The 9385-nt window shown below is 47.1% G+C and carries 11 protein-coding genes; 5 read left to right on the top strand and 6 right to left on the bottom strand.

Annotated elements, in window-relative coordinates; translation table 11 throughout:
• Nucleotides 1–46: 46 nt before the first annotated feature.
• The gene (locus AC4BAP_RS09650) at nucleotides 47–778 is read right to left on the bottom strand and encodes a hypothetical protein (RefSeq protein ID WP_490582432.1); all 732 of its coding nucleotides are present in this window, start codon (nucleotides 776–778) and stop codon (nucleotides 47–49) included.
• 320 nt (nucleotides 779–1098) lie between these two features.
• Between AC4BAP_RS09650 and AC4BAP_RS09645 the strand changes: the two genes are divergently transcribed.
• Entirely contained in the window at nucleotides 1099–1482 is a 384-nt protein-coding gene (locus AC4BAP_RS09645; RefSeq protein WP_490582431.1) for a spore germination protein GerW family protein, read from the top strand.
• A gap of 23 nt (nucleotides 1483–1505) precedes the next feature.
• The gene (locus AC4BAP_RS09640; RefSeq protein WP_490582430.1) at nucleotides 1506–2000 is read left to right on the top strand and encodes a VOC family protein; all 495 of its coding nucleotides are present in this window, start codon (nucleotides 1506–1508) and stop codon (nucleotides 1998–2000) included.
• Between the two features lie 271 nt (nucleotides 2001–2271).
• On the opposite strand, the gene tcmP is transcribed toward AC4BAP_RS09640, so the two are convergent.
• A complete protein-coding gene (gene tcmP / locus AC4BAP_RS09635; protein ID WP_490582429.1) occupies nucleotides 2272–3399 on the bottom strand; it encodes a three-Cys-motif partner protein TcmP in 1128 nt (375 codons plus the stop codon).
• A 232-nt stretch (nucleotides 3400–3631) separates the two neighbouring features.
• Nucleotides 3632–4201, bottom strand: coding sequence for a DUF1543 domain-containing protein (locus AC4BAP_RS09630; RefSeq protein ID WP_490582428.1), 570 nt, complete (start codon nucleotides 4199–4201; stop codon nucleotides 3632–3634).
• Nucleotides 4202–4311: 110 nt separating this feature from the next.
• On the opposite strand from AC4BAP_RS09630, the gene AC4BAP_RS09625 reads away from it, so the two are divergent.
• Complete coding sequence (locus AC4BAP_RS09625) at nucleotides 4312–4737, top strand: hypothetical protein (protein WP_490582427.1); 426 nt, start codon at nucleotides 4312–4314, stop codon at nucleotides 4735–4737.
• A gap of 197 nt (nucleotides 4738–4934) precedes the next feature.
• Here AC4BAP_RS09625 and AC4BAP_RS09620 read toward each other — a convergent pair whose 3' ends face one another.
• From AC4BAP_RS09620 to AC4BAP_RS09610, 3 genes are all read right to left on the bottom strand, one after another.
• Complete coding sequence (locus AC4BAP_RS09620) at nucleotides 4935–5156, bottom strand: hypothetical protein (protein WP_490582426.1); 222 nt, start codon at nucleotides 5154–5156, stop codon at nucleotides 4935–4937.
• A gap of 118 nt (nucleotides 5157–5274) precedes the next feature.
• Nucleotides 5275–5688, bottom strand: coding sequence for a VOC family protein (locus AC4BAP_RS09615; RefSeq protein ID WP_490582425.1), 414 nt, complete (start codon nucleotides 5686–5688; stop codon nucleotides 5275–5277).
• 1 nt (nucleotide 5689) lies between these two features.
• Complete coding sequence (locus tag AC4BAP_RS09610; RefSeq protein WP_490582424.1) at nucleotides 5690–6619, bottom strand: 2-hydroxyacid dehydrogenase; 930 nt, start codon at nucleotides 6617–6619, stop codon at nucleotides 5690–5692.
• A gap of 155 nt (nucleotides 6620–6774) precedes the next feature.
• On the opposite strand from AC4BAP_RS09610, the gene AC4BAP_RS09605 reads away from it, so the two are divergent.
• Both AC4BAP_RS09605 and AC4BAP_RS09600 read left to right on the top strand, forming a co-directional pair.
• On the top strand, nucleotides 6775–8343 hold the full coding sequence (locus AC4BAP_RS09605) for a protein adenylyltransferase SelO (protein WP_490582423.1): 1569 nt from the start codon (nucleotides 6775–6777) through the stop codon (nucleotides 8341–8343).
• A gap of 395 nt (nucleotides 8344–8738) precedes the next feature.
• Nucleotides 8739–9371, top strand: coding sequence for a haloacid dehalogenase-like hydrolase (locus tag AC4BAP_RS09600; protein WP_490582422.1), 633 nt, complete (start codon nucleotides 8739–8741; stop codon nucleotides 9369–9371).
• Nucleotides 9372–9385 lie beyond the last annotated feature (14 nt).

Raw genomic sequence — 9385 nt, 5'->3', positions numbered from 1 at the left:
GCCACCGTTTTTAGGCGGTGGCTGTAACATTAATCTTCAATACTATTTACCAATCAGTTTCTCTTCGGTACGGGTTGCGCCGGCCGTAGCGCCTTTCATCGGCTTCGCTAATGCTCCTGCTTGGTAAATTTTGCCCCTTGTTTATAAAAGAGCTTCGCTCGCGGTCTTCATCCCGCATGTTATACCCGGTAGCCCCGTAACCGGTATTACCGAAACCGCCGTAGCCTCTGTCGTAGCCCCTGCCTTCGCGGCCTGTGTCGCCAAAGCTGTCACCGTAACGGCGGTTTTGTACATTGGCTGGCTGTTCGCTGCTTCTGTTTGGCCCTTCATTAATGTAGCCAGCGTCGCTGCTACGGCCAAAGTAACCATAGTTTCGGTTTATGAAGTTGTCGTAGTCGTTATCGCTGTACCTTCGGCTTTCCGGCCTGTAACCTTCCTGGTGCGAGAAACCAGGCCCTTCTCTTCTGCTTGTACCGTACCTTGAACGGCCATAGCCCGTGCCGCCACCTTCATAGCTGCCACCTTCTCCGTAAGGGGTACCTTCGCTAAAGTTACCGGTAGCCCGGGTTGCGTTGGTTACCCGGCCTGCAGGGGAGTTATACTGGCCTTCCTGTTGCGAGTGCGGGGCTTCTACGTTTCGGCCAAACGACCCAAACCTGCTTTGCGGTATGTAACGCGACAAGCTCTCGGTGTTCCCGGTCAGGGGGTTTCCGTGCTCATCAAAATCTGCGTAAGCGCTTCTGCGCCTGCGGTTCTCATTATTTAAGTTTGTATTCATGGTGTTATTTAGATTGTTGTATCCTTTGTTAAACGTTTGTTTTTTCGGCTTGTTGGAACGTAATCTCAAACTCCGTAAAGCATCAACTTCAGAGTTTTAGTAATGAGCCTGTTTAGAGTTTGTTAAAATCCATGCTGCGTGTTATCACCAGCAAGTATGATAGCCAGTGCCTTTTAATTATTGGTGAAAAGCACCAACAATGGCGGTAAAAGCATCAACTTTAAAGTTTTAATAATGTTTAAAAGGAATTCGCAAAGGCTGGCATTTATACTTTCAGGGTGTTAGTGCTATGGTTTTTAAATGCTTACGTATACTTTGTTATGGCAAAAAATACTGAGAACAAAGAAACGCTCGTGCAGAGCCTGGCAGAAAAACTAAGCACAACAGCAGACGCATCACACGTTTATGGAAAGCCCGTGGTAAACGGGGACGTAACTATTGTGCCTGTAGCCAAGGCCGCCTTTGGATTTGGAGGCGGGTCTGGCAACGAAGGCGAGGGAGGCGGTGGCGGCATGCGGGTTACTCCTGTTGGTTATATTGAATTGAAGCAGGGCGAAACCCGTTTCAGGAGCATAAAAGACCCACAAACGATCATAAAAGCAATTGCCATCGGAGGACTGTTTGCATACCTTACTGTAAAAAGTATAACCAGGGCAATGCAGCCGGCTAAAAAGGCAAAGAAACGTAACAAGAAGAAAAAATAAACTATGCTTTACCCTCGCGATCTATGAGCAATTCATACTCGATACCTTCCCAGACCCGCATTGGCCATGTGCACTTAAAAGTAGCAGACCTTAACCGTGCTCTTAAATTTTACTGCGACCTGCTAGGTTTTGAACTGACCACCACTTATGGCAAAGATGCAGCCTTTATTTCGGCGGGAGGCTATCATCATCATATCGGCCTGAATACCTGGTATAGTAAAGGTGGCTCTCCGGCTCCGGTAAGTAGCACCGGCCTGTTTCATACTGCCATCCTCTACCCCACCCGCAAAGACCTGGCGGCCATTCTTAAACGCCTGCTGGACTCCAACTACCCCTTAAGCGGAGCGTCAGACCACGGTGTTTCCGAAGCGTTATACTTATCAGACCCGGACCAAAATGGCGTGGAGCTTTACTGGGACAGGCCACAGGAAGATTGGCCCAAACACGAAGACGGCTCCCTGCACATGTACACCCGCCCCCTGGACCTGCAGGATCTGTTATCGGAACTGGACCGGTGATCAAGACCGGTGATTAAGGGGATTAGGATTGATTAGATTGATTTTAGTTTTGCTGCTAATTGCAAAGGCTACTACATCAAGATTACCCATTTCAACAATCAACAATTTAACCATCCAACAATTTAACTATCCCTTGTAAGCTTGAATGGATGAGAATGATTGATTAGATTGATTTTTATTTTACTGATAATTGTAAAGGCTGCTACTTCCCGATTATCCAAATTAACAACCAACAATCAGCAATCAACAATCAACAATCAACAATCAGCAATCACCCCTTATAAGCTATAATGGATGAGAAGGATACTTTTCGCATGGGCTTTCTGCTGATCGGGTTGATGGATTCCACGATGCCCTCTTTGCGCAGTGTCTCGAAGGCCTCTAAGTAATTGCCCCTGATATAGTTGGTGCCGATGTTGTGGTGGCGGTAAATGCTGTCGAGGGGCAGGTTGTGGTAGAAGTCTGGTTTGCTTGCCAATTCTGCGGTCAGGTTTTTAACCGAGAACCGGTACTGCTCCTGAAACAGCGATAGCTGGTGCTTGATGTTTGCCCCGAACAGCGGCACGCCATCCTCCTGGAAGTCGCTGTAGGCAAGCATCAGCTCTTTCATTTTCATGTAGGCCGTATCGGTTTTCGAAACAAAAAAGAGATAATGGCTAGTCTGGTTCTTTTTAGGCAAACTTATCTTGAACCGGAAGGTTTTATACTCCTTCTCTTTGAAGATCTCCTCAAAGCTGTCCACCATAAAGTCTTCGCGCTGCGAGGCATCCTGGTAGCGATCGCAGAATTCTTTGATCTTAGCAATACGCTCCGCACCAAAGATGTCCGTAATCAGGTCGCCTTCCGTGGCATTAAGTATGGCAGGGCGCATTTTAGACGGACTAAACAGCATAAACACATCCAGGCCCCACCTTTTTATGGACTGCAACAGCATCTGCTGAGAGAACTCATATCCAAATGGGTCGGTGTACATCAGGGCGGGCGTATCGGTGCCCAGAAGTTTGGCCAACAGGCTAAAGTTTACCTGCTCGTTAAGTATTACCGGCTTATAGATCAGGTTCTCAAAGTATGGCAGGGCCTCCAGGTTTTCCTTGAGCTTTTGGGTAACCGTGGGCTTTTCGTCTGTGAAGAAAGTGCGGACGATCTTGTTCAGGTTAAACTTGTCTGTTGCCCCAAAAATACTGTTCAGGATCTTAACCGGTGTAGCCGGGCTTCCCTTTTCATACTTTCCGTCGCCGGAGTACAGGTCTATGAATGCCAGCGCATGGTTCGACTTGTAGCGTTGCCCCTGCAGATTGGCAGTGCACCAGTCTTTGAAAAAATCATTTAAGATCTGGGATTTGATCTCTGCGGTGTCTGGCTGTGTCGTAAAAAAATCGCTTGTATCAACTGTAGACATGGTAAACGTTCCGGTCTTTTATCCTCTTGCTCTAACTACAAAGTTAACCCCGATTTTTGATTGAAGTATAAAAGTTGAGCCAGAGTATAGGTATGAAAGTATAAATGTTACGCTTTGTATCCCGCTTAAAAGCAAAGAACAAGTATGCAGGCCACCTTCAGCCTGTCCATACTTGTTCTATTTAAGCAAAAAAAACTTCTAAACACTGGTTGACAGCAATTAACCAGAGGCCTTATAATTTGTTCAGCTGAAAGTAGCCCAGGTAAATGTCGTCTTCCACTGTAGTTGTAGCAGGCGTAAGTTTAAGGCTGTACTGTTGCTTCACCTCTTCGGGCAGCATGTCTTTTACCTCTTGCAGGTCGTCCACGTCCACGCCAAACTTATCGTCGATGTGTGAGGCAGCGCCTTTAAAGCCGGTATGCTTGTAGAAGGCAGAATTGCGGCCCTGGGCAGCGGCCTTACCCATGTCGGGTGCCACTACCAACATTTTGTAATGGAACTCATCAAATTCGCCGGGTTTGTAACCGCCCAGATTCAGGAAAAACAGCTTGCCGGCATTCTCATCTGCGGCATTATCGCTGTGCCCTTTCGGGACCACTTCTATCTGATACCCGTTCACAAAATTTACCTCGCGCCAGGCATCCACGTGCAGGTTGCCAACCGCTTCCGGCCAGAATGCTTTTATGGCTGGCACCAGGTCTTTCATAGTTTCTCCTATCCCGAAAAACATGTCATGCTGTTCGGTGTTGCGCCCCGGAGGTCTGCCCCCGAGCATCAACATAAATAGTTTTGGATGTTGCATGGCGCAAAGTTATACTTTAAAACCAGTTTATACTTTGCCAATTTGCTGTGCGGTACTGTAAGATTAGTTGTAACTTTGAAGTATAATTTAAGTCCCTGACCTATACTTGCATGAGACTAACAGGCAACATAAGCGATATTAAGCAAAAGCGCGACAGTAAAAACGCTGGCATAGAAGTATACATCAACAAGATCGAGTACATCACCTACAAAAAAGACGGGAAGTACTTTCAGCCGTTTGATTACGAGGTTGAGTTGGAAGAGCCGATAATTATTACCGGGGACCGACTGGCGCAGACAAGCAACAGCAAGCCAGCGGAAGGCGATTACGAATTTAATGTGTATGAGAGAGTGGACGATGTATACGTCTTAAACTCTGATAAACAGCTTTCCTTAACCACTTCTTTTGTGGAAGAAGCGGGAATTGTGGTGCTTACTTCTGTCTATTACACTGTAGTGGTATCGAATGAGGAGTTTAAGGAACTGAAAAGAAAAGGCCACAAGGAACGCGTGTCAAAGAGAGGCCGCAAAAAGTAACCTGCAGGAAGTATAAGCTACTTATAAAAACAAAGACCTGCCCTAAGTAAAGCTTAAGGCAGGTCTTTGTTTTTTGCTTCTCGAACAAACCTGGAATAATTCCGAAAACTCCTACGAGCTTTATTCAGGTGGTTAGCCTGTCTGTGCGATAACAAAAAATTTATCTACTATTCTTTTACGAGCTAAGCTTTCGAAAGTTAGCTGGCATTTGAGCTTTCTTCTGCGTCGCTATTATCATAATCTGATTGGCGCCCAACATAAATAGCATAGCCTATCAGACCTATTCCGGCAGCCAATAACACATACTGTTTCTGACGGTTAGACAAGCCATTATAAAAGTCTATTCCATGACTGCCCGGGTCTTTTAAAATATCCGCTAATCGTGAAGGATCCTTAATTAAACCCTCTATTGTATTCATCGTTTCGTTCGTGCTACTTGATTCCATAAGTTCTTGTGCGTTTATAAAAACCCATACGTCTTAAAGAAGGCTTAGGGTTTAGAAACTGCACCAAAGTATAAAAGCAAATGACTCATACTTAAGAAGCAAATACTTCGTCTGGGTTTTTGAAGGCTTTAAACTCCAGCGGGTTATTGCTCAGGTCCAGTACGAACATAGTGCGCTGCTCGCCTACCTGTCCTTCGTAACGGGTATGAGCCTTTACCACAAATTTCACGTTGTGTTTCGTAAGGTTTTCCTGCAGCTGATCAAACTGCTCATAGTTCAGGATGCAACCGAAGTGCGGTACAGGCACGCTAACGCCATCCACCTTGCCACAGTAATCAAGCTCAGGAATGTTGTCGCTTACATGTGCCGAGAGCTGATGCCCGAAAAAATCGAAGTCAATCCAGTGCTCGGTGCTTCGGCCCTCGCGACAGCCCAGTATTTCTACATAGAACTTACGCGTCGATTCGATGTCTTTTACTTTAAAAGCGTAGTGGAATGGGTACATGTTAATATCCTTTGGTTCGTGAAACAACATTGATAAGCGGCTCGCCTTTAGTAAGGCTGTCGTAGTTTGCCAGTATCTGCTTTGCCGCCGAGGCTGGGTTTGTAACGCTGGCAATATGCGGGGTTACGTCTACTTTGGGGTGCGCCCAGAAAGGGTGCTCTTTCGGTAGAGGCTCGGTCCGGAACACATCCAGTGTGGCACCTGCCAGATGCCCGGTATCCAGCATTTCCAGTAGGTCTTCCTCTACCAGGTGTTCACCTCTGGCCACATTTATCACATAAGCGCCCTCCGGTAATTTTTGAAGGTTAACTTTGCTGAGGATATTTGACGTTTGGGGGGTAAGCGGCAGCAGGCAGATAAGTACATTTGAAGTGGCCAGAAAGTAGTCCAGCTCTTCGGTGCCTGCATAGACCGGTATGCCCTCGATGTTCTTATGCGATTTGGCCCAGCCCTGCACCGCAAAGCCCAGCTTCTTGAGTTGCGCGGCGGCTTCTGCACCCAGCACGCCCATTCCCATCACGCCAACCCTTACGTCACGCTGACGCAGGTAGGGCTTTGGTTGCCACTGGCTTTCCTTTTCCGCGGCCTTATATCCCGAAAAGCCACGCATGTAGTTCAATACCACGGCCGTGGTATAAGTGGCCATGTCGTTGGTCAGGTGTTTGTCAGTAACGCGCGTAATAACCACATCCTCCGGCAATTCCGGATCTTTCAGAATATGATCTACACCTGCACCCATAGACGCAATGCACTTCAGGTTCGGAAATTCCAGGAACGCACCCGGCGGATGATTCCAGGCAATGGCGAAGGTAACCTCCTCTTTCGGTCCTGTATCGGGGTAAATACGTACCTCCAAGTCCGGCCTTTCAGATTTAATTGAGTCAAGCCAGGGCTTTACATCGCGCCCCCGGCTGATTAAAAGTATAGACATTTGTTGTATGCTCTTTTGATAGCTGCTTTAAAGTATAAGCAATCTACGAATTAGTTATAAGCTGCAAGCTAATACATCTGATGCAGTTTATCCCGCCAAAAATTAACTTATCTTGCCGGTTCCTTGTTAAGAGGTGACATTAAAAGCATATAGAAGTGAAACAAGACGAGAGCTTAAGCTCAAAAAAATATAAAAGAGAATTTGTAAACACCTTTGCCGGCGACGACAGCGGCGATCTGACACCGCGCCAGACACCCGGTGTGCTGTACAGTAAAGCCACCCCTACCCCCGTTGAAAATGTAACGCTATTGGCCTGGTCAGAGGAATTGGCCGAAAAACTTGGCATTCAGAAACCAGCAACCCGGGAAGAAACTGACATATTGGGCGGAAATCGTGTTACTGAAAGCATGTACCCTTACGCTGCCTGTTATGCCGGGCACCAGTTTGGTAACTGGGCAGGCCAATTAGGCGATGGCCGCGCCATCACGCTCGGAGAGTGGGAAACTGCACCCGGGCAAAGCTGGGAGCTGCAGCTGAAAGGAGCCGGCCAGACGCCTTATTCCCGCCGCGCCGACGGCAGAGCAGTTTTAAGATCATCGGTGAGGGAGTACCTGATGAGTGAGGCGATGTATTCCCTCGGCGTGCCTACTACCCGTGCCTTGAGCCTTGTATCAACCGGTGAGCCGGTGCTGCGCGACATGTTCTACAATGGCAATCCTGCCTATGAGCCAGGAGCTGTAGTTATGCGTGTTGCCCCAAGTTTTTTGCGTTTCGGCAATTTTGAGCTACTGGCCTCCCGGAAAGAGACCGATAACCTGAAGCAACTGGTAGATTGGACCATCTCCCGGTATTACCCGCACATTACCGGCGAAGATAAGGTACTGGAATGGTTTAAGGAAGTAGTGGAGCGAACCGCAAACCTGATGGTGGAATGGATTCGTGTGGGCTTTGTGCATGGTGTGATGAACACTGATAACATGTCTATACTTGGCCTAACCATCGACTACGGCCCTTATTCTTTTGTGGATGATTACGACCCTGATTTTACGCCGAACACTACCGACCTGCCGGGCAGACGCTATGCCTTTGGCAAGCAGCCGTCCATCGCCTACTGGAACCTGGGTTGCCTGGCCGGTGCGCTGGCTCCTTTGTTCCCGGACACTAAGCCACTTATTGCAGCCCTGGAAACTTACCGCCATGTTTACTGGACCAATTACTATGGCATGATGGGCAAGAAACTTGGCATGGACCAGGTTACACAGGAAGACATCAAGCTGATAAAGGAACTGGAAGAACTGCTAACAGCACTTAAACCTGACATGACCATCTTTTACCAGCTGCTGATAGACCTGCCTTTAGACATTGCCGATGCCACTGCCGCAACAGCACACTTTAAGCCAAGTATGTACAAAGAGCTGGCTGAGGCGGACAGTGCAAAGCTTTATACTTTCGTGCTTAAGTATACGGAACGGCTAAAGACAAACAGCTGCACCCGCGAGGCCTCGCAGGAACTGATGCGCCGCAACAACCCACGTTTCATACTCCGGAATTACCTGTTACACCAGGCCATTGAAGAGCTGGAGCAAGGAAAGGATGAACTGTTTAACAAATTGCAGCAGGCCATAAAATCGCCATACTCAGACAAACACGATGAGTTCTTTGCGCTCAGGCCGGAGTGGGCCACGCAAAAAGCTGGCTGTTCGATGTTGTCGTGTAGTTCGTAAGTTTTTACCTCACCCCAGCCCTCTCCTAAAAACAGGAGAGGGAGCTTTAATACTTACTGCTTCAACTGCATTCACAATAATTTAATCCTTTCCTCTTTGTCATCTTGTAAAGATCTTGTGTAAAGGGAGGTTAAACAGTGGCTACAGAGCTTATAATTCTGCCAAAGTAGTGCCAGAACTCCCTCTCCTGTTTAGGAGAGGGTCGGGGTGAGGTAAATCAGCAGGGGTGGTTGGATACGGTAATGCAACTATAATCAATAAAAGCGGTAGGTGAGTCAATTTATACCTTCCGCTTTTGCTTTTACCGCACTTCCATCATTTATTCTTTTTCTCCTTCCTCCGTATGTAAGATGCGCAGGAAATCCAACGCCTGCCATATTTATACTTTACATATCATGGCTAAAGAAGATAATAAGATAAAAGTACTTGTATTCGACCTGAACAAGACGTTTTACAACAAGAGCTCTAAAGATGAGTTTTTCAAGTTTGTGGTGGGCAAGCAGCCACGGCAGGCAAAGTATTACCTACAGATGTTGTACTATAAACTTTTGCTGCTGCTACATCAGATCCGGAAAACAGAATTTAAAGAAAACTTCTTCAATTACCTCGATAACCTGCCACCGGCTACCGTTCAGGCTTATGCCAGGGAATTTTGGGCGCGGGAGTTTCCTGCCAATTTCAACAATGAGCTGTTAAACCATTTCACAGCTTCCCGGGAAAATGGGATGGACCTTTTTTGTGCCACAGGCGGCCTGGAACTCTATGTGGAGCCACTTTTTAAAATGTTCCCAATTGATGGCTTTGCCGGAACAAGGGTGGAGTATCAAAATAATACCTATAAAGTAATAGGCAAAGCCTGCAAAGACGAAGAAAAGATTTGCCGCATGGACGAACATTACAAAGGCACCTCCTACAACGTTGTAGAAGCATACTCCGACAGCAAAGAAGAAATACTGGATGTGGCAGAGAAGGCTTTTCTGGTAAAAGACGGTGAAATAAAACCTTACGAGAAAAACGTGGAATCCTGAAGTATAAAAGCTGC

It is taken from the genome of Pontibacter sp. GD7, assembly GCF_058216375.1.
Note: the sequence above shows the minus strand (reverse complement) of the source record. Positions and strands in the feature narration are given on the sequence as shown.

Excerpts from the sequence above, each read along its gene's own strand:
- AC4BAP_RS09650 (WP_490582432.1), bottom strand. The coding sequence starts at position 778 with ATGAATACAAACTTAAATAATGAGAACCGCAGGCGCAGAAGCGCTTAC.
- AC4BAP_RS09645 (WP_490582431.1), top strand. The coding sequence starts at position 1,099 with ATGGCAAAAAATACTGAGAACAAAGAAACGCTCGTGCAGAGCCTGGCA.
- AC4BAP_RS09640 (WP_490582430.1), top strand. The coding sequence starts at position 1,506 with ATGAGCAATTCATACTCGATACCTTCCCAGACCCGCATTGGCCATGTG.
- tcmP (WP_490582429.1), bottom strand. The coding sequence starts at position 3,399 with ATGTCTACAGTTGATACAAGCGATTTTTTTACGACACAGCCAGACACC.
- AC4BAP_RS09630 (WP_490582428.1), bottom strand. The coding sequence starts at position 4,201 with ATGCAACATCCAAAACTATTTATGTTGATGCTCGGGGGCAGACCTCCG.
- AC4BAP_RS09625 (WP_490582427.1), top strand. The coding sequence starts at position 4,312 with ATGAGACTAACAGGCAACATAAGCGATATTAAGCAAAAGCGCGACAGT.
- AC4BAP_RS09620 (WP_490582426.1), bottom strand. The coding sequence starts at position 5,156 with ATGAATACAATAGAGGGTTTAATTAAGGATCCTTCACGATTAGCGGAT.
- AC4BAP_RS09615 (WP_490582425.1), bottom strand. The coding sequence starts at position 5,688 with ATGTACCCATTCCACTACGCTTTTAAAGTAAAAGACATCGAATCGACG.
- AC4BAP_RS09610 (WP_490582424.1), bottom strand. The coding sequence starts at position 6,619 with ATGTCTATACTTTTAATCAGCCGGGGGCGCGATGTAAAGCCCTGGCTT.
- AC4BAP_RS09600 (WP_490582422.1), top strand. The coding sequence starts at position 8,739 with ATGGCTAAAGAAGATAATAAGATAAAAGTACTTGTATTCGACCTGAAC.